The sequence below is a fragment of the Pseudoalteromonas sp. S8-8 genome (genome assembly GCF_000497875.1).
GTDB classification, from domain to species: Bacteria; Pseudomonadota; Gammaproteobacteria; order Enterobacterales; family Alteromonadaceae; genus Pseudoalteromonas; species Pseudoalteromonas arctica.
In genome coordinates this window covers 62,065-83,649 of sequence record NZ_AUTR01000020.1, presented here as the reverse complement: position 1 = coordinate 83,649, position 21,585 = coordinate 62,065, and the positions used below count along the sequence as shown (strand labels likewise).

At 36.2% G+C, this 21,585-nt stretch carries 16 protein-coding genes; 15 read left to right on the top strand and 1 reads right to left on the bottom strand.

Features of this window, described 5'->3' with window-relative positions:
• Window positions 1-2: 2 nt before the first annotated feature.
• Window positions 3-1,229, top strand: coding sequence for an exopolysaccharide biosynthesis polyprenyl glycosylphosphotransferase (locus L659_RS0105240; RefSeq protein WP_024589829.1), 1,227 nt, complete (start codon window positions 3-5; stop codon window positions 1,227-1,229).
• Between the two features lie 780 nt (window positions 1,230-2,009).
• Here the strand turns inward: L659_RS0105240 and L659_RS0105235 are convergent.
• Complete coding sequence (locus L659_RS0105235) at window positions 2,010-3,380, bottom strand: MBL fold metallo-hydrolase RNA specificity domain-containing protein (protein ID WP_024589828.1); 1,371 nt, start codon at window positions 3,378-3,380, stop codon at window positions 2,010-2,012.
• A 1,090-nt stretch (window positions 3,381-4,470) separates the two neighbouring features.
• Between L659_RS0105235 and rfaH the strand changes: the two genes are divergently transcribed.
• From rfaH to L659_RS0105160, 14 genes are all read left to right on the top strand, one after another.
• The gene (gene rfaH / locus L659_RS0105230) at window positions 4,471-4,956 is read left to right on the top strand and encodes a transcription/translation regulatory transformer protein RfaH (RefSeq protein WP_024589827.1); all 486 of its coding nucleotides are present in this window, start codon (window positions 4,471-4,473) and stop codon (window positions 4,954-4,956) included.
• A 659-nt stretch (window positions 4,957-5,615) separates the two neighbouring features.
• Window positions 5,616-6,731, top strand: coding sequence for a polysaccharide export protein (locus L659_RS0105220; RefSeq protein WP_024589826.1), 1,116 nt, complete (start codon window positions 5,616-5,618; stop codon window positions 6,729-6,731).
• 12 nt (window positions 6,732-6,743) lie between these two features.
• Window positions 6,744-7,178, top strand: a complete 435-nt coding sequence (locus L659_RS0105215; protein WP_024589825.1) for a low molecular weight protein-tyrosine-phosphatase — start codon at window positions 6,744-6,746, stop codon at window positions 7,176-7,178.
• Window positions 7,179-7,193: 15 nt separating this feature from the next.
• Complete coding sequence (locus L659_RS0105210) at window positions 7,194-9,443, top strand: polysaccharide biosynthesis tyrosine autokinase (protein WP_024589824.1); 2,250 nt, start codon at window positions 7,194-7,196, stop codon at window positions 9,441-9,443.
• A gap of 305 nt (window positions 9,444-9,748) precedes the next feature.
• On the top strand, window positions 9,749-10,867 hold the full coding sequence (gene wecB, locus L659_RS0105205; RefSeq protein WP_024589823.1) for a non-hydrolyzing UDP-N-acetylglucosamine 2-epimerase: 1,119 nt from the start codon (window positions 9,749-9,751) through the stop codon (window positions 10,865-10,867).
• Window positions 10,868-10,995: 128 nt separating this feature from the next.
• Complete coding sequence (gene wecC / locus L659_RS0105200) at window positions 10,996-12,267, top strand: UDP-N-acetyl-D-mannosamine dehydrogenase (protein WP_024589822.1); 1,272 nt, start codon at window positions 10,996-10,998, stop codon at window positions 12,265-12,267.
• Window positions 12,260-13,654, top strand: a complete 1,395-nt coding sequence (locus tag L659_RS0105195) for an O-antigen polymerase (RefSeq protein WP_024589821.1) — start codon at window positions 12,260-12,262, stop codon at window positions 13,652-13,654. The genes wecC and L659_RS0105195 overlap by 8 nt, the downstream gene beginning before the upstream one ends.
• Window positions 13,644-14,831: a lipopolysaccharide biosynthesis protein gene (locus tag L659_RS0105190; protein WP_024589820.1), complete on the top strand. Its 1,188-nt coding sequence runs from the start codon at window positions 13,644-13,646 to the stop codon at window positions 14,829-14,831. The genes L659_RS0105195 and L659_RS0105190 overlap by 11 nt, the downstream gene beginning before the upstream one ends.
• Window positions 14,824-15,930, top strand: a complete 1,107-nt coding sequence (locus L659_RS0105185) for a polysaccharide pyruvyl transferase family protein (RefSeq protein WP_024589819.1) — start codon at window positions 14,824-14,826, stop codon at window positions 15,928-15,930. Before L659_RS0105190 ends, L659_RS0105185 begins: the two co-directional genes overlap by 8 nt.
• Window positions 15,927-17,102, top strand: coding sequence for a glycosyltransferase (locus tag L659_RS0105180; RefSeq protein ID WP_024589818.1), 1,176 nt, complete (start codon window positions 15,927-15,929; stop codon window positions 17,100-17,102). The genes L659_RS0105185 and L659_RS0105180 overlap by 4 nt, the downstream gene beginning before the upstream one ends.
• A complete protein-coding gene (locus tag L659_RS0105175; protein WP_024589817.1) occupies window positions 17,089-18,237 on the top strand; it encodes a glycosyltransferase in 1,149 nt (382 codons plus the stop codon). Before L659_RS0105180 ends, L659_RS0105175 begins: the two co-directional genes overlap by 14 nt.
• Window positions 18,234-18,746: an acyltransferase gene (locus tag L659_RS1000000124035; protein WP_024589816.1), complete on the top strand. Its 513-nt coding sequence runs from the start codon at window positions 18,234-18,236 to the stop codon at window positions 18,744-18,746. Before L659_RS0105175 ends, L659_RS1000000124035 begins: the two co-directional genes overlap by 4 nt.
• Window position 18,747: 1 nt before the next feature.
• The gene (locus tag L659_RS0105165) at window positions 18,748-20,163 is read left to right on the top strand and encodes a mannose-1-phosphate guanylyltransferase/mannose-6-phosphate isomerase (protein WP_024589815.1); all 1,416 of its coding nucleotides are present in this window, start codon (window positions 18,748-18,750) and stop codon (window positions 20,161-20,163) included.
• A gap of 7 nt (window positions 20,164-20,170) precedes the next feature.
• Window positions 20,171-21,580 (top strand): phosphomannomutase, encoded by a 1,410-nt coding sequence (locus tag L659_RS0105160; RefSeq protein WP_024589814.1) that lies wholly within the window; start codon window positions 20,171-20,173, stop codon window positions 21,578-21,580.
• The last annotated feature ends 5 nt before the right edge of the window (window positions 21,581-21,585 follow it).

Here is a 21,585-nt window from a genome sequence, read left to right as displayed (position 1 = left end):
ACGTGAATAAACTTTTTTCTAATTCATATATTTGCCATTTTCTTGGTATCGTTTTCACATCAATATGTGTTGTTTTATCTTCAATGTATCCAATATCTGAAGAGTCTGTTAGAAACTCGCTTATTTTAGTGTGTGGGAGTTATTTGGCAACGGCATTCGCTTTACCTTTAGTTGCAAAGTATCTATTAGTTGATCGTAAATATTATATAATACCTGTAATATTTTCTGTTTATGGTATCTCTTTATCTCTAATATTATTATTACGGTTTGATTATTCTTTATATCTTTTAGCAATAGGAGCGGCTTTTAGTTTTGTTTGGCTTTTTATTACTACTATTTTGAGAACAGGACATAAAAAGCTTACTTTACATGTAATAGATAACTTTGACACGCAAGATCTAATTGACCATGAAAACCTCGACGTTTACTTTTTAACTGAACCATATAGGCAATCTGCAATTAAGGATGGCTTAGTTGTTGATCTCCACAAAAATATTACTCATCATCAAGAGAAGTTTATTGCTGATTGCAGCCTTAATAACATCCCAGTTTTCCATGCGGATAGTATCAAAGAGATGATTGATGGAAAGGTGCAAATAAAACATTTATCTGACAATTCAATTGGTACCTTACAGCCTAATCCAATTTATCAAATATTTAAACGCCTTTGGGAGACTGTAATTATTGTTTTAACACTCCCCCTAACTCTTTTAATTATGGTTCTTACAGCTATTGCTATTCGATTAGAAAGTCGAGGCCCTGTTATATTTACGCAAGAACGTGTAGGACAAGCTGGTCGAGTTTTTAAAATTTATAAATTCAGAAGTATGACGGTAAAAACTAGTTGTGCAGAGGATAAGTTTGCTACTGAAGAGCATGCTAGAATAACTCGTATAGGTAAGGTGATTCGAAAAGTAAGAATTGACGAATTACCACAGTTTTTTAATGTTCTAAAAGGTGATATGGCATTAATTGGCCCACGGCCTGAACAAGAATCTTTTGTTAAGCTATTTGAACAAGAAATTCCATTTTATGGCTATAGGCATATAGTAAAGCCAGGTATAACTGGTTGGGCGCAAACTGTACAAGGTTATGCTGATGATACGGATTCAACAAAAGAAAAGTTAGCATATGACCTTTATTATATTAAACACTTATCTTTTTGGCTTGATCTTAATATTGTATTTAAAACCATCAGGACAATGCTAACGGGGTTTGGTGCAAAGTAACCAACTAGAAAGTGTGGAAAGACGTTAATATAAAATTTTGATATTCATATTTAAAAGCTCAATCGTTAAATAAATGGAAGAATCTCCGGTTTGAAATTGCAGCTATTGGTAATAGAAATTTTTAGTTATATATACCGATAGCTGGTATTTAGTAAGCCTCGACAGAAAGGGGTGATTAATATTGTCTTAAAATCACATTTTATCTGCTCGACTAAAGTTTAATATCTGTTAAGTACTGCCGTATTTTTAAATTGCCAGCGTTATCTCTGCCAAAAAGTCACTTTAACATGGCGATTATTTTTAATACCTAAATTTAATAGTGAAAACATAAAACGAGTCATCGATTAATACAATAATGATTATTTATATAGTAACTTAAGCTTTGTGACTAAACTGAATAACCCAAGTCGCTACTCAGCAAGTAAAAAAATTAGGTAATTACTTACAAAGTGAATTTAAATTTTTGAAATGAGAAGGTGGCTGGACAGTCCACGCTGTTAATAATTTAGCTTAAGACGATAGCTCACTTAAAAATTCAGTTAATCGAAGAACTCTCACAATTGCACCAATATAATTGCCTTCTTAGTGCTAGGTAAACTTAATTTATTATTTAAAAGTTATTAGCCACCGCACTGGTGTAGGAGCTATTACGGGGATTTACTTTAGACTACCACTTCAAATTTCGATATACATACTGCGTAATTACCTTGATTACATTTAATTCAACTCAAAAGTTGTACTTACAGTAAAAATAGATCTATAAATATTTACTGTTATAAACTACTTTCCAATTTCTATAATTGCACCTCGGTCCAAAACAGCCCTGTACTTATCTGCCAAAGCAGCTTTAGCATCATCATCTCCATGCACAATTTTTATCAGGCTTGGCTTTTTATGCATACCCGTAACAAACTTAATTAATCCGTTTTGATCGGCATGGGCGCTGTACCCGCTAATTGTATGTACTTTTGCGTTTATAGTAATGCGAGCATCATTTATAAAAACATACCCATTACGTGGTCCATATGTTTGAATTTCACGGCCTAAAGTTTTATTACCTTGGTAACCTACAAATAATACATCGGTGGTTTTATCATTTAAAAATCGCTCAAGATAATTAACTATTCGGCCACCTGTGCACATACCGCTTGCCGCTAATATTATGGCTGGTGTTTGCCGCGAACTTAAATAATTAATAATAGCCATGTGCTCTTTGTGTGAATCAACCGTAGTTAGATTTTTAAAATCGAGCGGGTGCCTACCATTTGCAACTTTGCGTTTGGCCTCGCTATCCCATAAGTGCTTAAACTTTTTGTATTGCTCAGTAAAATTGGCTGCCATAGGGGAGTCGAGTATTACGTGAATGTCTCGCCACTTAGACTTTTTAGATGAGCTATGTATGAGTTGCTCAAGCTCATATAGCAGCTCTTGTGTGCGGCCAATACTAAAAGCAGGTACTAAAACAACACCATTGTCGGCTACGGCGCGTTCAATAATGTTTTTTAACGTTTGAGTACGCTCTTTACGGCCTTGATGATTTTTATCACCGTAGGTTGATTCAATAACTAGAGTATCGGCTTTATAGGGCGGCTTAGGCGAAGGGAGTAACGGGGTGTATGGCGCACCTAAGTCTCCTGAAAACACAATACGGTGTTTGTTGTTATCACTATTTGTAACATCAATTTCTACATAAGCAGAACCTAATATATGGCCTGCACGCTGAAACCTCGCTTTAGCTTTATTGAGTCCTTTGCAAGGTAGTTCAAACCACGTTTTATAATCTACAGCAACTATACGTTTATTTAATAAGCTTAAGCAGGCAGCTATAATTTTAGGGTCGCGGGTTACACCCACTTTTAAAGCATCTTCAATTACTAACGGTAATAAACTGGCCGATGCAATACTTGTAAAAATAGGGCCTTTAAAACCGGCAGCTAATAAGTAAGGAATTCTACCAACATGGTCAATATGGCAATGGGTAACAATAAGGGCAGTAACATGAGTAATATTAAACTCAATTGAAAGGTCGGCTTTAGAGTCTTCGCCTTGAAATAACCCGCAATCAATAAGCACACTTGTTTGCTCGTTAACTACCAGCTCGTGGCACGAACCAGTAACGCCGTTAACCGCTCCGTGGTGAAGTATTTGCATTGTGCTTCCTTGTCATCAATTTGTTACATTGAATTTTAAGGTAGAAGTAAAGCCATAATTATTCAAGGTTTTAACGCTTGGGCTAAATTAATAACCTCACCTTCAGCATATTATCTGTAGGTGCGAATTTACTTCGCGCTCAACCAACCTAGCGTTACCAAAAGCGAGGTATAAAACCTCACCTACAAACATGTACCAACCAGTAGGTGCGAATTTATTTCGCGCTCATGTTTTAACACCTAAAAAGCGAGGTATAAAACCTCACCTACAAAATGTACCAACCGGTAGGTGCGAATTTACTTCGCGCTCATACTTTAACTCCTAACAGCAAGCGAGTTATAAAACCTCACCTACAAACATGTACCAACCGGTAGGTGTGAATTTACTTCGCGCTCATGTTTTAACACCTAAAAAAGCGAGGTATAAAACCTCACCTACGAACACGTACCAACCGGTAGGTGGGAATTTACTTTGAGCTCATGTTTTAACTCCTAACAACAAGCGAGGTATAAAACCTCAGCTACAAACATGTACCAACCGGAGGTGCGAATTTACTTCGCGCTCACGTTTTAACTCCTAACAACAAGCGAGGTATAAAACCGAACCTACAAACATGCACTAACCTGTAGATGCGAATTTATTTCGCGCTCGTGTTTTAACTCCTAACAACAAGTGAGGTATAAAACCTCACCTACAACATGCGCCAACCTGTAGGTGATAATTTATTTCGCGCTCATGTTTAAATCCAAAAAAGCGAGGTATAAAACCTCACCTACAAATATGCACCAACTTGTAGGTGCGAATTTACTTCGCGCTCTTATTTATATATTTATTAAAAAATATTAATTAAAGTTTTTAATAAATTTTCGCGGCTAAACTTTTGTTTAGCCCAATCTAAACATGGCTTTATAGGTACTAAACTAGCGTCAAGGCCTTTACTCCCTTTAAACTCAATAACAATATTTGTTAAAGTGAGTGGCTATTAACCGCTAAGGCTTATTTACATAGGTACTCTATGTTGGCTATAATGCCGCCGTTGTTTAGTTTGGAATTGTATTTTTTGCAATTTAGTTATGTATTAAGGGCTACTATGGAATGTTGGTATTTAGTCGTATGCAAACCTAAGCAAGAAGAGCGAGCTAAAACTAACTTGCAAAATCAAGGGATTGAAGCGTTTTACCCCCAATTAACTACCGAAAGGTTGGTTAAAGGTCGTCGGACCGTCAAACACACCGCTTTATTCCCTAATTATTTATTTGTATGCCTTGAATCAAAAAATGGTAACTTTTCTGCTGTAAAAAACACCCGTGGAATAGGTGGTTTTGTTTCTTATGGGGCAAGTTATCAGTTGGTTTCTAAGCACATAATTGACCATTTAAAAAATGAACGTTCACACACTACTGAATCACAAATACCAAAAACAGGTGATGTAGTCAGTGTGAATAACGATTCATTCAGTAATATACAAGCAATATACAAAGAGCCCGATGGCGACTTGCGCAGTATTTTACTAATTAACTTACTTAATCAAAAAATTGAAGTAAGTGTAGATAATAAAGATATTAAACAACAATAACTAAAAGCGTAGCAGCGGCTTTATGCCGCGTGAATTAAAACGTAGCAGCGGCTTTATGCCGCGAAAAAATAGTTTTATATCAGTAACTAGGAACTGTGACCTAAGGGCGGAAGCGTGCCCAAAGCACTTAAACCTACGTGGCTAAGTTCACTTGTAGACGCGCAGCTTGCTGGCGTGACGAGCAAAGCTCGTAATAAGGTCTATTCACAAAGAGGTTAAGAGGGCGCTACGCTTTAGAGAAGTAAACAGCCATAAAGTACTTGTTTAAATGTCTTCTCATTTACTCCTCATTCGCTTCTCTTTGTGCAATAAAGCTTTAAGTGGTTAATCTGAAGAGGTCGAGCACACTGCGCTTTAAAGAAGTAAACAGCCATAAAGCACTTGTTTAAATGGCTTATCATTCACTTCTCTTTGTGCAATTGGTGATGAATGCGTTAAGTGTTTTGCTAAAAACGGCTATCAATTAAATTTATTCATAAAGACCTTATGAAAATACTGATATAATTTCAGTGTTAATTAAAAACTTAGTTACAAAGCTTTTACAAAGCAAAGACTATTGCTTCACAATAGTGCACATGCTTTAATTAGTCGGCTAAAATACAAGTGCTCACCAAGGTTGGTGAGTAAGTGCAATATTTAAATAATTTTGGGATTCTACAATGGCGTTAAGCTGTAAATCACTCGCATCAATACTCGCAATACTAAGCATGACCGGCTGTACAATAGTACCAGGCAGCCACTTTGAAGGTATAGACTCAGGCGAGCAAACACAAAACCTCGAACAAGATCTCGAAAAAGTAAACATTCAAATAATCGACTCGCTACTAATAAATAAACAAAATCAAGCGCGTATAGCAGCTAAACCAATTTCAAGCACCGATGGTTTAAACGTAAGTAACTACGAATACAAACTAGGTGTTGGCGACGTACTAACAATAGGCGTATGGGATCACCCTGAGCTAACAATACCCGCAGCAGTACAACGTACCGCAGAGTTTGACGGCTTTAGAGTACAACGAGACGGCACCATTACTTACGCCTACGCACCAAATATACCTGCTGCTGGTAAAACAATAAGCCAAGTACGTAATGAGCTTGTTAAACGCCTAAGCCGAGTAATAGAAGACCCACAAGTAGACGTAAAAGTAGTTGGCTTTAGAAGCCAAAAAACCTACGTTACCGGCGAAGTAAAACAACCTGGCGTATACCCAGTAACCGAAATCCCACTTACCTTAATTGATGCCTTAAACCAAGCAGGCGGCTTAACTGATGCAGCCGATTGGCGCACAGTAACATTTACCCGTGGCAACAAAACAGAAGTTATAAAACTTGATGACTTTTATGCCCATGGTGACATTTCGCAAAACCGTTTATTGCAACATGGCGACATAGTGCATGTAAACCGTAACGATGCACAAAAAATATTTGTATTAGGTGATGTTAAAAAAGCAGGTTCAGTAACGCTTAACCGTTATGGTTTAAACTTAGCCGAAGCGCTAAGCGACTCAGGCGGCTTAAACGAAAATACAGCCGACGCTAACGGTGTATTTGTACTGCGTAAAAGTGACCTAGAGCAAACCGGTATTATTGCAAACGTATACCAATTACACGCTAAAAATATAGCAGCAATGGTATTAGCTGAACAGTTTGAACTACAACCGCGCGATATTGTATATGTAACATCGGCACCACTTGCCCGTTGGAACCGTGTAATAAGCTTACTATTACCGTCAATTGCTACTGTAGATAGTGTTGACGATATAACTGCAAACTAAGGGTTTTTAAAAATGTTTGATTCAGTTTTAGTGGTGTGTGCAGGTAACATTTGCCGCAGCCCAACAGGTGAGTATGTTTTAAAGCAAAAGCTTGAAGGCAAAAATATTAAAGTATCGTCTGCTGGGTTAACAGCACTTGAAGGCAAACCAGCAGATGCAAAAGCAAAACAAATAGCGCTCACACATGGTGTTAATATGGATGCTCACCAAGGCCAGCAGCTTACATCAAGCTTAGTAGCGCAAAACAGCGTAATACTCGTAATGGAAGAACGCCATTTAAACGACGTACATGCTCGCTACCCAGAGGCACGCGGTAAAACGTTTTTACTCGGTAAGTGGATTAATAACGCTGAAATACCAGACCCGTACCGCCAAAGCCAAGAGGCTTTTGAACACGTTTACACATTAATCGACAGCGCATGTAGCGCTTGGCAAAAGTATTTATAAGGAATGGCTAATTTAATGAATACCCAGCCGAATAATAGCGCTAGCAGTGCTAATAATAAAAGCACTAATAATACACAACCAACGCAAGAAATTGATTTAATGGCGCTACTTGGCGCATTGCTCGATCGCAAATATTTTATAGTAGCCGTAACGGCGCTGTTTATGTTTGTAGGTGTTATTTATGCAGTATTAAGTACCCCTGTTTACCAAGCAACAGCCATGATACAAGTTGAAGACGGCAGCGCATCAGTTCCTGGTTTTGACGATATGGCAGGCATGTTCGAAAGTACATCGGCCGCAGTAACCGAAATAGAGCTACTAAAGTCGCGCAGTATAATAGGCGAGGCAGTAGACACTTTAAAGCTTGATGTAACAGCAGAGCCTAAGCTCTTCCCGTTTATAGGTAGCCGAGCTTATCGTAAATTTACCCCAATGGAAGATGGCGACTTAGCTGAGCCAAGTTTTGGCGCTAATAGCTACGCATGGGGTGGTGAGAACATAAATGTATTTAGATTTGATGTACCACGTACTGCTGTTAATCAATCATTTACTTTGGTCGCACAAGCTAACAACAGCCTTGCACTTTTAAATGGTGACGGCGAGAAAATATTATCGGGTAAGGTGGGCGAGGAGCTTACAAACGGTAAGTTTAACTTAACCATTCGTACTTTAAATGCACGCCCTGGTACAGAGTTTACAATTACCCGCAAAGATCGCCTTAATACTATTTTGGATTTGCAAACAGCTATCGGCGCAAGTGAAAAAGGTAAAGATTCAGGCATAATTAACTTAAGTTTACAAAGCACTAAACCAAGCTACGCTGAAAAAGTACTCGATAAAGTGGCCGCTATTTATGTACGCCGTAATGTTGAGCGCAATAGTGCCGAGGCACAAAAGTCGCTGGAATTTTTAGAAGTACAATTGCCTGAAATTAAAAAACAGCTTGAATACGCAGAGCAACGCTTTAATGACTACCAAATAAAACGCCAATCAATAAATATAACGCTCGAAACACAAGGCGTGCTTGAACAAGTTGTAAAGCTTGAAACTAAATTACAAGAGCTAAACCTAAAGCGTTTAGAGCTTGGCCGTAAGTTCAAAAAAGATCACCCAACATACCAAGGTATACTTGAGCAAATAGAGGCGGTTGAAAGCCAAAAGCAAGAGCTTGTAGGTGAGGTAGGTAATCTGCCAGAAACTCAACAAGAGCTGCTACGCTTAAAACGCGATGTTGAGGTAAGTAACCAAATTTACACCTTACTGCTTAGTAAAACACAAGAGCTTGATATCGTTCGTGCAGGTACCGTAGGTAATGTACGTATTATTGACTACGCTGAGGTAAATACCAGCAAGCCAGTTAAACCTAAAAAAGCATTAATCGTGGTAATGGCCACTATGCTTGGTGGCATGTTAGCCGTGGCTATTGTGCTTATACAAAAGGCAATGCATAAAGGGGTTGAAGACCCTGCTGAAATTGAAGCACTAGGCCTACCTGTATACGCAAGTGTACCGCATTCAGATTATCAAGATAAACTAAGTGGCTTTGCTGAGCGAGCCCGTAAAAACAAAACAAATAAGCCTAAAAGTATACTAGCGTTAGATAACCCCGCTGACCTAGCAATAGAGGCATTACGTAGCTTACGTACCAGTTTGCACTTTGCGATGATGGAAGCTAAAAACAATATTATTGCTATATCGGGTCCAAGCCCAAGCGTAGGTAAATCGTTTATATCGGTTAATTTAGCCTCGGTACTTGCGCAAAGCGGCAAAAAAGTACTTATTATTGACGCCGATATGCGTAAAGGCTACTTGCAAACCCAGTTTGGTTTAAAGTGGGACGATGGCTTAAGTGATTACCTATCGGGCCGTTTAAACTTAGAGCAAGTTACTAAACCAACCAAAGTTGAAGGTTTAAGTGTTATAACGCGCGGTCAAATACCGCCAAACCCTTCTGAGCTATTAATGCATAGTAACTTTAGTAAATTAGTTGAAGAAGTAAGCGCTGCTTACGACATTATAATTATTGATACGCCTCCAATACTTGCAGTAACCGACCCCGCAATTGTAAGTGCGCATACGGGCACTACATTACTTGTAACGCGTTTTGGGCAAAATCATGTGCGAGAAATAGAGTTAACCCGTAATCGCTTTGAACAAAATGGTATCGATGTAAAAGGCGTGGTATTTAACGGTGTTGTTAAAAAAGCCAGTAATGCATACGGCTATTACGGGTACTACAACTACGAATACAAAAGTGATGAATAATTTATAAAGGGCCTATTGGGCACTTTTAATAAAATTACAAAAACAAGGTATTACAATGAGATAGTCTAAATTGACTGTCTCAATTTAGAAAAAAGTGTCTCAGTGGATTAAATAAGCACTGAGATATAAAACTGCTAAAATACAACTTCATACTGGCTGAATGGTTACTCATAATGTGAATGCTGGGATGTTTTAAAGCGTAAAATAGTGAAAATTAACTCCCATGCCCCTATGAAGTTGATATATAAACGTAACTAAATTTGGTTACGTTTATAGCTGAATTTTATTTATTAAAGGATATAAAAGTGAAAGTATTAACGGTCTTTGGTACTCGCCCTGAAGCTATTAAAATGGCTCCACTGGTTCATGCCCTTGCCGCAGATGAGCGCTTTGAATCAAAATGTTGTGTAACAGCGCAGCACCGTGAAATGCTAGATCAAGTACTTGACCTATTTAAAATCACGCCTGATTACGATTTAAATTTAATGAAAGCTGGGCAAACATTACCAGAAATAACTAGCCGTATTTTACTAGAGCTAACTCCGGTACTAAAAGAGTTCAAACCCGATGTAGTGCTAGTGCATGGTGACACGGCAACAACGTTTGCAGCAAGTTTAGCTGCGTATTACGAGCAAATAGCAGTAGGTCACGTTGAGGCTGGTTTGCGTACAGGTAATATTTATTCTCCGTGGCCGGAAGAAGGTAATCGTAAACTAACTGGCTCTTTAACAAAGTTTCATTTTGCGCCAACAGAGACTTCGAAAGCTAATCTTTTAAAAGAAAACTACGCGAGTGAAAATATATTTATAACAGGCAATACGGTTATTGATGCTTTACTACTGGTTAAGCAACAAATAGAAGATGATGCAGAACTGAGTAATACACTATCATCACAATTCCCAATGCTCGATAAAAGTAAAAAGCTTATTTTAGTAACAGGTCATCGCCGTGAAAGTTTTGGTGGTGGATTTGAGCGTATATGCGAAGCATTAGCGCAAACAGCTAGAGCGCACCCAGATTGCCAAATACTTTACCCTGTACACTTAAACCCAAATGTACAAGAACCTGTAAGGCGTATATTAAAAGACGTTGATAACGTGCATTTAATAGAACCACAACAATATTTACCGTTTGTATACTTAATGAACCGGTCACACATTATTTTAACGGACTCCGGTGGCATTCAAGAAGAAGCGCCAAGTTTAGGCAAGCCAGTACTTGTAATGCGAGATACAACTGAGCGCCCTGAAGCAGTAGACGCCGGTACAGTTAAATTAGTTGGCACTGACGTAGCAAAAATAACATCAGCACTAAATGAGTTATTAGCTGACGATACTGCCTACAAAGAAATGAGCCGCGCACATAACCCATATGGCGATGGCAAAGCATGCCAACGCATTTGCGATATTCTTGCAAAAAATTAATTTGTAGCAGCGATTTTATATCGTGTTGTAACATTATAAAAATAAACTCTCAAACTTAAAAATATATAAATAAGTTTGTGTTACGAGATTTAAAATTAAAGTTATAGAACCTATTTAAAAGGACTACCATGTCATTTAATACGATTTCAGTTGTTGGTTTGGGCTATATTGGCTTACCGACTGCAGCCATGTTTGCATCACGAAAAATAAAAGTAATAGGGGTTGATGTAAATCAACATGCAGTTGACACAATTAATCGTGGTGAAATTCACATTGTAGAGCCTGATCTAGATATTATAGTTCATGCTGCAGTTACTGAAGGTTATTTAAAAGCGACGACCATACCTGAACCTGCTGATGCATTTTTAATAGCCGTACCAACTCCATTCAAAAGCACTTTAAATACAGAAAATGACTCAGCAATACCTGAGCCTGATTTAAGTTATATTAAAAAAGCCAGTGAAGCTATTGCGCCAGTGCTTAAAAAAGGTGACTTAGTAATACTGGAGTCAACATCACCAGTGGGTGCTACAGAGCAAATGGCCGAATGGTTAGCAGCAGCGCGCCCGGACTTATCATTTCCACAAAATGCAGGTGAAAATACTGATGTGAATATAGCACATTGCCCTGAGCGTGTATTACCAGGGCACGTAGTACGTGAACTCGTTGAGAATGATCGTGTAATTGGTGGGATGACTGCAAAATGTTCAGCTCGTTCAGTAGAGCTTTATAAAATATTTGTACAAGGTGAATGTGTAATAACAAATTCACGCACAGCTGAAATGGCAAAGTTAACGGAAAACTCATGCCGCGATGTACAAATTGCATTTGCTAATGAGCTTTCAATAATTTGCGATAAACTAGATATAGATGTATGGGAGTTAATCTCACTTGCGAATCGACATCCACGTATTAATATTTTGCAACCTGGCCCTGGTGTTGGTGGGCATTGTATAGCGGTAGATCCATGGTTTATTGTGAGCAAAACGCCAGAGGAAGCCCAATTAATACACACCGCACGTAAAGTGAATGACGCTAAACCACAGTGGGTAATTAATAAAGTAAAAATAGCAATTTCTGATTTTCTGCAAGCTAACCCAACTAAAACGGCAAAAGATATCACTATTGCATGTTATGGCTTGGCATTTAAGCCCGATATAGATGATCTTCGTGAAAGTCCAGCTTTAAATATTACTAATATAATTACTAAGCTACACTCAGGAAAAGTGCTTGCGGTAGAGCCGAATATCAGTAGCTTAAATAAAGATGCAAGGTTTAGTCTTTCAAGCTTGGAGGGGGCTATTGACTCAGATATTAAGATAATATTGGTTTCGCACAAGGAGTTCAAAAGAGCTGATTTTTCAGGAATCGTATTGGATCTAGTTAATTACAATGAATGAAAAGTTTTTGGTCATTAGGGAGCGGTTTAATATATTGCTTTTCCTTGGATATTTGCTTTTTTCAATTCTCATAGCAAATGTTCCACTAGGTAACGAGGAGTTATTTTTAATATTAAGCTATTACACGTTTTTTTTCTTTGTTTTATTTATCTTAAATGCAGTAATGCCTTTTAAGAATATGAGATTAAGCGGAAAGATAGTGATCGGCTATGTTTTTTTTGCATACGTTATAAAATCACTGTATGTTTTGTTTTATACAGAGAATGTCAAGGCTTTTAATCAAATATCTATAGATGCGGTGATGAGTAACTATACACTACTGTTACCAAAAATATTAATACCTGCATTGAGTTTAGTCATCGTAATTTGGATTACATCATCGATTAAAAAACGAGCACTGTACTTTGGTCAAAATTTCGATTTAAAGATGAATAAATTTTACTTGTTTATTATTACGGTATTGTTAGGTAAATTTTTTATTCATAACTACTTGGGTTGGGGCGTCCCTGGCGTTGAGCCTAAAAATGTGATTCCAGGAATAACTGGTCTTTTAACTTTCTTTGTAAGATTTCCATTGTTTTGTATTGTTAATGTCTTTTTTATTTTTTCAATACAAAAAAAGAGTAGGTTATACTGTTCGCTTTCTTTTTTCGCTATTTCTTTATATATCTTAATTGATTTATTGAATGGCTCAAAGTATTCGTTGATATATGAAGTCTTCTTCCTGATATTTGCATTGTATTATTCGTTTTTATTAGAGTTAGTTCGCTCTAAAACTATTTTTATTTTTATAGCTATTTGCATTGTTATCCTACCTATTTATAAATATATTAATTATATAAGATTTGCAACTATGGAAGGAGTAGATATAATTACTGCGATAGAAGTTGCTACTATAAATGTTGATGAAAAAAATATAACTTTTCTAGATGAGTTTATAAATAGAATTAATGGGATTGAACATTCAATTTATGGACTGCTCTCAAATGTTTCTAATTTCAATTTTGATCTAACGTCTCTTTTTACAGATCAATTAGCAGTTATCTATACTGAAAGCGTCACAGGAATAGGTGGAATTGTGAATAGTGTAGGTGCTAGTCAGATTGCAGTTATAATACTGAATAGTAATAACTATATAGATTCTTTTTTATTGTCTTTAGTATATTTTAGCCTATCTTTTATAATACTTAGAAAAATGTTTTTTTATTTTACTTCTAAAATTTTATTTACCAAGCTGCAATCACTTTGCCTTGAAGTAATGTTTTCTCTGTTCTATATATATTTTCTTTTTGGGACAGGTAATTTTATATTCTTTTTAAAAGAGATGGTTGTTATAACCTTCTCCTTTTTTATTTTGAGATTGTTCATAATTAATAATGAAAATTAACAGTACTGCATTAAAAAACATAGCTCTAGTATATGGGGGCTCTTTTTTTGGCTTTGTTTTTGTACTTATTCTAGCTAAAAAAATATCAATAAGTGATTTCTCAGATTATGCTTATGGAGCTGCACTAGGTTCTTTACTTATGTTAATAATTAACTTTGGCTCTGACAGGAAACTAATTTTTGAGCTGGTAAAATACAAAGATACTCAAAAAAGGCTTATAAATTATAATTTCACATTAAGAATGTCTCTTTTTCTTGTTTTTAGTTTTTCCTTATTCTTCTTAATTCCATTCTTTTCATATTTGGTGTGTTTGTGGTACATGGCTTTAGGCCTTGTAACAAAAGCTGTATTTGATTACAAAGGTGAAACTATAATAATAAATAGATACTTGTTCCTCGAAAGAGTAATATTGGTAATCCTTTCTTTTTTATTGTTTATTGACTTTTCGTTAGTTTCTCTTTTTATGATTTTACTGATTTTAAGGTTTTCTTTTGTTGCTTTCACAAGTTTAAAAATATGTGTATCATTTTCTTTATCTGATTTATTTCTTTGGTTCCAGTTGCATAGGAAGGAAGTGATAAATAGCTTTTTATTTGTCTTAGGTAGTGTTTTCTCATCTTTTCAAATATTAGGTTCTCAAGTTATAGTGAAACAAATTTTGGGTGATAGTTCAGTTTCATTTTTGAATATCGGTTTTCAAATCGCTATGTTAGTGCAATTGGCCCAAGCACAAGTTATTCGAATGAAAAGTCGAGCAATTTCAGAAAGTATTTTAAGTGAAAAAAATAATAACTTAATGTCTTTAAATAAAGAAATATTAAAGTCATTAATTATATCAATCCCATTTGTTCTTATTTTCAATATTTTGGCTTTTCTTTTGGAAATGTATTATTTACCTGAAAGTTGGCTCGGCGTTTTCGAGTTATTATATAAGTTCAGCCCTTGGTTGTTGGTTATGGGCTCTGGGATGTACATCAGTCAATATTTTATAAATATATTCCCTTCAAAAACATATCTAAAAATTTATACGGTAAATTTAATTTTTACGTGTGTATCCCTCTTATTTCTTTTACCTGTTTATGGAGTAGTAATAGTTCCATATTTGATTTTCCTCATCCATGGGGCATCGATTTTTATGATGTACACACTAATTAAGAATAAGGCAGAAAATGACTAAAGCAACAATCTTTGGCTATCATGGTATGAAAAATTATGGCGATGATTTCTTTTTGGATTACATTACTAGTTTTTGCAATGTAAATAAAATAGAAGAGTGCTTTTTAACGTCTCGGAGGGGCTCGCTAACAATATTGCAGAAAGCTAAATATCATCTTGAAATTAATGAATTTTTACCTAATAAAAATTTGATACGTGGTTATGATAAATGGTTTTTACTATTTTTATATGCTTTGAAAAGTGATTATCTGATTTTTTGTGCTGGTTCTATTTTTACAATTTTACCTGAACGCTTATTTTTAAATATTATTAAGTTACTTAAGTTTATAAAGCCAAAATTAAAGATTGTAGCTATTGGTGTATCTATCGGCCCTTTTAAGGACGAGATAAAAGGCAGGCACGTACTTGACGGATTAGAATTATTTGATTTGGTATTAGTTCGTGACCAAAAGTCTCTTCTATTTAGAAAGCTAAAAAATGTTCAATTTATTAATGATCTTGCATTTACTCATAGACCAAACTTTAAAGTCAAGTCATCAGGACTTGGTATTGCATTAAATCCTTATATTTCAGTTTTAGATAGATCAAAGATAGATTTTGAGTTCAAAAGAAATGATTTACTTGTCGATTGTATCTTACAATCAAAAAATAACCTGTGGGGTCCAATAAAAATCTTTATTACCTGTGATGATAAATTATATGGGGATAACCAGATTTCTTTTGACTTGCAAAAAAAGCTAGAAAGTCAGAACTTTGAGGTTGAGGTAATAAAGTATGACGGCGATATAAGTTATTTTGAGTCTGAGCTTGCTCATGTTGAAAAACTTATCTCGTCTAGGCTACATTCTGGCTTTTTTGGTTTGTTGAACGGGGCTCAAGTTTTTCAACTCAAGTATGCTGAAAAGATTTTCGAGTTTTATAAAGGTCTTTCATTAGAGAGTATTACTTTTCATGAAGCCTACGATTTCAATAGTAAAGATCTAGATGATTTTTTATCAACTCCCTACAAACACAGTGCAGCGGACTTCGAAAAGTTAACCGAACTTTCATGCACTGTTTCTGAAAAATATAATAACGCATTGTCGGATTTGTTCTTATGAAAATACTATGCCTCCTTACTGAAAACCCTGTTCCTGCTAGGAATGGAATTACAATACCTACATACAATCATTTGAAGATATTAAAGTCGAGTGGTGCTGATCTTACTATATTTATTGATGATGAAGTGAATGATGGTTTATTAGATATAGGGGATGTATACCATATGCAAACTTTACCTAGGGGAGGGGTAGAAAAAGTTTTCTCAGAGTTTACTCTACAGAATGCATTCTATGATATTTTAATTGACATTGAGCATGTATTATCAAAATCATTAAATATCGACGCTATTTATTATTCCCCAATATCACTCGGTTATTCGGCTAATAAGGTGGCTCTAGAAATATTTAATCGGACAGGAAAAGAAATAAAAGTATTGGCTTCAATCAGTGATTGTTATACAGGTGTTTTGAAAACTAGTATTTCCTCAAGAAAGTCTCTCCCAAAAGTTAGGGATGTTATAAATTATCTGAGAAGTTACCTCATTTCAAATTTAGAATCTAAGGTGTTGAAGTTTGCTGACACTATTTTCGTACAAACTGAAAAAGATAAAGCTTGGTTATCAAAAATAGGTGTAGAAGGTGAAAATGTTGTAATTTTACCTAACGGAGTCTCTGATGTTTTATTTAATATAAACTCCTCACTCAGTACAGATCTTATTTTTGTTGGCAATTTCAGGTCTGATTATTATATAGAAAAACTAAATTGGTTTGTTGAATCTGTGTTTAATAAGCTTCTGTTATCTGAAAATAATATAAAGCTTCATGTTTACACATCGGGGGTGAGCCATACTCGGTTGGATGAAATTCAGATAAATAATAAAAACATCATATTATATAATGGATTTATAGATGACATAAAGGATGTTTATTTAGGTAAGGGTATTTGTATAGCCCCTATATTCAAGTCTTACGGATTTATTAATAAAGTTGCAGAATCAATGTCTTCAGGATTGATAGTTGTTGGAGACGAGTCCGCCTTTAATGGTATGTCTGTAGAAAATGCCCATAATTGTTTTATAGCTAACGACCAGATTGATTTTTATGAGGCAATTTGCGCAGCAATAAAAAACATTAAAAACGGGAACAGCATTGGGATGAATGCTCAATTATATGCTAAAAAGCATTTTTCGTGGAATTCAAGAAAAGAGAGAGTGTTAAATGCTATCCGATAAATCTCTTTTACTAAATTTTTTACCTGTCAAAACAGGCGGTGGCCTTCAAAACTCTTTAAGCTTCCTTTCATTCTTAAAAAACGATTCTGACTTGAAGGACGTTGCTACTGTTTTGACATACAAGGGAAGCGAAATATATAAGGTTTGTATTAATAATAATATTAGAGTGCATTCCATAAAGCCAGGCCTTTTATCAAGATTAAAATTTGAGATTTTTTTATCCCGGAGGCTAATTAACTCTGACACTGTTATCTTTACTTTATTTGGGCCACCATTAATTACAAAAAAAAAATCTGTGACTATAAATGGATGTGCTTATTCAAATTTATTCTATCCTGAAATCGGTTTTTGGAGTTTCTTGCCATATCCTCAAAGATTTTTAAAATATTGCATAGACTTCTATAGGAAAGTTAGTTTATCAAAGGCACAAGAGATTATTTTTGAAACTAAAATTTTACTTGAAAGAGCTTCTAAAGATAAGTTATTTGTAAATAAGAAGCTTCACTTAGTTCAAATGTCTCCAAGTTCACTGGTTTGTGAGTCTAATGTTGATGCTTCTGTAGCTTTGCAATATAAAGCAAAGTTAAATTCAGGGTATATTAATTTATTATATATATCTGGACCTCATCCGAATAAGAGGCATTATCTTTGGCCAAGAATAATTAAGTCTTTAAAAATGAAGGGGCTAAAAGTTTGTTTGGTAACGACTTTACCAACGGGTGACTATCTAACCTCTTTAAGTGAGCGCTTCAGTGAATTGGGTCTTAATGAACACTTGGTTAATGTTGGCCCTGTTAAATCAGAACATGTTGCTTCGCTTATAAGCATAGCAGATGGCTTAACTAACTTGGCTTTACTAGAAAGCTTTAGTAATAATTTTGTCGAAGCATGGGAGATGAAAAAGCCTCTCATAGTTACCGATGCAGACTGGAGTCGAGGGTGTTGTGGTAAAGGCGCAATTTATATAGATCCACTTGAAGCTGAGCTTTCAGCAGACAGGTTGCTGTTTAGTTATACTAATGTAAGTAGTATTAATTTTTCAGTGCAGAATGGATCTGAACAGTTAAGTCATTTACCCTCAAAAATTGCAAGGTATAACCAATTCAAAAGTATAATAATGGATGCCTTAAAATGAAGTATTTTCTTGTTGTTTCTGCTGAAAGTATTATGCAAATAATATTCTTATTACCTAGATTTAGGCTTCTCAATGGTTTAAAAAGTTATTTTCTTAAATTAATGGGAGCTAAAGTTGCTAAAGGTGTGGTTTATTACTCTGGTGTTTGGATTTTTCCCTGTCGAGGATTGGTATTAGGGAGAAATGTGGATTTAGCTAAAGATGTTTTAATAACAACTAGCGGTGGCGTTGAGATTGGAGATAACTCATTAGTCGGCTATCGAACTCAGATTCTATCTTCAAATCATGTAATACCTCCTAATAGAGGGAAAATATTTGTTGGTGGACATCTTCACCAAAAAGTTTGTATTCGAAACGATGTTTGGATAGGAGCGAACTGTATAATTTTACCAGGAGTGACTATTGGTGAAGGTGCTGTTGTTGCCGCTGGTTCAGTTGTAACTAAAGATGTCGATGATTTTACAATTGTTGCTGGGGTTCCGGCTCGTATGATAAGAAAGAGAGATTAATGTGATTTTACCAGTAATTATGGCCGGTGGTTCCGGTACTCGTTTATGGCCTCTCTCTAGAGGAAACTACCCAAAACAGTTTTTAAAACTTATTGGTAACGAAACAATGCTACAACAGACAGTCGGTAGGTTGAACGGTATTGAACACAAACCGGCGATGCTCATTTGTAATGAAGAGCATCGATTTATCGCTGCTGAACAATTACGTCAAAAGGGCGTTAAGCACAGTGGAATCTTTTTAGAACCAGCCGGACGTAACACTGCACCTGCTATTGCGTTAGCTGCATTTAAAGCACTAGAAAATAGCCAAGATCCATTGTTACTTGTTTTAGCCGCTGACCATGTTATTGAAGACCAACACGCTTTTCAACACGCTGTAATAGAAGCTACTAAACTTGCTAATCAAGGTAAATTGGTGACCTTTGGTATTATTGGAAATAAGCCAGAGACCGGATATGGATATATCAAACGTGGCATGCCATGTGGTACAGGTTTTGTTGTTGATGCTTTCGTAGAAAAACCAGACCTAGAAACAGCCCAGCAATACATTCAGAGTGGCGAATATTACTGGAATAGCGGTATGTTTTTATTTAAAGCGAGCCGCTATTTAGATGAATTAAAGACTTATCGCCCTGATATTTATCAAGCGTGTTTCAACTCGATGCAATTGCAAAATAATGATTTAGACTTTATAAGGGTTGATAAAAAAGCATTTGAAGCTTGCCCTGATGAATCTGTAGATTATGCAGTGATGGAGCACACAAAGGATGCAGTTGTTGTCCCTATGGATGCGGGCTGGAGTGATGTTGGTGGCTTTTCGGCGCTTTGGGAAGTATCAGAACAGGATGAAAAAGGTAATGCATTTACAGGTGATGTGAAAGCGGTTGATACTAAAAACACCCTTGTGTTTGGGGAAGACAAGTTAATAGCCACTGTAGGTGTAGAGAACTTAGTTATTATTAACACAAAAGATGCCGTTTTAGTTGCCCATAAAGATAAATCACAAGAAGTAAAATCAATTGTGAGTCAGTTAAAGGCTGAACAACGTTCCGAGGTCACATCTCATCGCGAGGTTTACCGCCCTTGGGGTAAGTATGATTCAGTTGACACTGGTGAACGATTCCAAGTGAAACGTATTACTGTTAAACCTGGGGCTAAATTATCTGTACAAATGCATCACCACAGAGCTGAACATTGGATCGTAGTGTCTGGTACAGCTAAAGTACAAATTGACGATACGGAGCAGTTTGTAACAGAAAATGAATCGGTTTATATTCCAATTACAGCTGTTCATGCTTTGGAGAACCCTGGCAAAGTAGACTTAGAGCTTATTGAAGTTCAGTCAGGGTCATACTTAGGTGAAGATGATATTGTTCGGTTTGAAGACCGTTATGGCCGAATAGGGAATAAGGAATAGTTAATAAATGCAAGCAAATCAAGTTATTGCGCAAAGTGGTATTTCATTTGGTACAAGTGGAGCTAGAGGCTTAGTTGAAGACTTTTCACCTGATGTGTGTGCCGCATTTACGTTAGCATTCTTAGAAGCCATACAAGGAGGATTCACATTTAACCGCTTAGCAATTGCAATCGATAATCGTCCCAGTAGTTACCTAATGGCTCAGGCGTGCGCTGCTGTATTAAAACAGTTTGATATTGAGGCTGTTTATTATGGAGTGATCCCTACACCGGCTTTGGCATATAAAGCAATGCTAGATGGTATGCCAGCAATTATGGTTACTGGTAGCCATATTCCATTTGACCGTAATGGCTTGAAGTTTTATAGACCTGATGGGGAGATTAGCAAAGATGATGAGTTAGCAATTGTCAGTTCGTCTGCAAACTTCACCTCAATTGAATCTTTGCTAGAGCCTCTGAGCGCTGATGACAGTGCTGCCGAAGCTTATATAAAACGTTATTCAAACTTATTTAGTGTCGATGCTTTAAAAGGTAAAAAAATAGGTATTTACGAACACTCAAGTGCAGGACGCGATATTTATAAGCAATTATTTGAACTCCTAGGTGCTGAAGTTATGAGTTTAGAGCGTACAGATATTTTTGTACCCATAGACACAGAGGCTGTATCTGCTGTAGATCAGAAAAAAGCACTTGATTGGTCTACAGTGCATAGGTTTGACGCTATCTTTTCAACAGATGGTGATGGTGATAGACCATTGATAGCTGATGAAAATGGACGGTGGCTAAGAGGTGATGTGCTAGGGTTGCTATGCAGTCAATTATTGAAAATAGAAGCGTTAGCCGTTCCAGTAAGTTGCAACACAGCAATAGAAAAGTCATCAAGCTTTAAAGAAATACTTCGTACAAGAATAGGCTCACCTTATGTGATAGCTGAATTTCAACGGTTGGCGGTATACGACCGTGTGGCTGGTTTTGAAGCTAATGGTGGGTACTTGCTTGCGACAGATATTACTATAGGCAACGGTATTTTAAAGGCTTTACCTACGAGAGATGCGTTGTTGCCGGCTCTTGTAGTGATAACCCAAGAAAGTACATTGTCTGAGCTGGTCGCGGGATTACCAACAAGGTATACGGCAAGTGATCGTTTGCAAAATTTTGATCGTGCTAATAGCTTGGTTTTAATCGAAAATCTAAAAAATGATGCCAGTGACTTTTTATCAGAGTTAGACTATGACGGTGCTTATGATTTAGATATTACAGATGGATTGCGTATAATATTACATACAGGTGATATTTTACATTTAAGGCCTTCTGGTAATGCACCTGAATTAAGATGTTATGCAGAGAGTTACTTACAAGAAAAAGCCACCCTCATTGTCAGGGATACATTGTCATTAATCACTAGGTTATATAATTAACTCGT

What these genes read in the sequence shown, in the direction of transcription:
- L659_RS1000000124035 (WP_024589816.1), top strand. Translation starts at nt 18,234, where the DNA reads ATGAAGTATTTTCTTGTTGTTTCTGCTGAAAGTATTATGCAAATAATA.
- L659_RS0105210 (WP_024589824.1), top strand. Translation starts at nt 7,194, where the DNA reads ATGAATACCCAGCCGAATAATAGCGCTAGCAGTGCTAATAATAAAAGC.
- L659_RS0105215 (WP_024589825.1), top strand. Translation starts at nt 6,744, where the DNA reads ATGTTTGATTCAGTTTTAGTGGTGTGTGCAGGTAACATTTGCCGCAGC.
- L659_RS0105180 (WP_024589818.1), top strand. Translation starts at nt 15,927, where the DNA reads ATGAAAATACTATGCCTCCTTACTGAAAACCCTGTTCCTGCTAGGAAT.
- wecC (WP_024589822.1), top strand. Translation starts at nt 10,996, where the DNA reads ATGTCATTTAATACGATTTCAGTTGTTGGTTTGGGCTATATTGGCTTA.
- L659_RS0105185 (WP_024589819.1), top strand. Translation starts at nt 14,824, where the DNA reads ATGACTAAAGCAACAATCTTTGGCTATCATGGTATGAAAAATTATGGC.
- L659_RS0105190 (WP_024589820.1), top strand. Translation starts at nt 13,644, where the DNA reads ATGAAAATTAACAGTACTGCATTAAAAAACATAGCTCTAGTATATGGG.
- L659_RS0105235 (WP_024589828.1), bottom strand. Translation starts at nt 3,380, where the DNA reads ATGCAAATACTTCACCACGGAGCGGTTAACGGCGTTACTGGTTCGTGC.
- L659_RS0105175 (WP_024589817.1), top strand. Translation starts at nt 17,089, where the DNA reads ATGCTATCCGATAAATCTCTTTTACTAAATTTTTTACCTGTCAAAACA.
- L659_RS0105160 (WP_024589814.1), top strand. Translation starts at nt 20,171, where the DNA reads ATGCAAGCAAATCAAGTTATTGCGCAAAGTGGTATTTCATTTGGTACA.
- L659_RS0105195 (WP_024589821.1), top strand. Translation starts at nt 12,260, where the DNA reads ATGAATGAAAAGTTTTTGGTCATTAGGGAGCGGTTTAATATATTGCTT.
- rfaH (WP_024589827.1), top strand. Translation starts at nt 4,471, where the DNA reads ATGGAATGTTGGTATTTAGTCGTATGCAAACCTAAGCAAGAAGAGCGA.
- L659_RS0105220 (WP_024589826.1), top strand. Translation starts at nt 5,616, where the DNA reads ATGGCGTTAAGCTGTAAATCACTCGCATCAATACTCGCAATACTAAGC.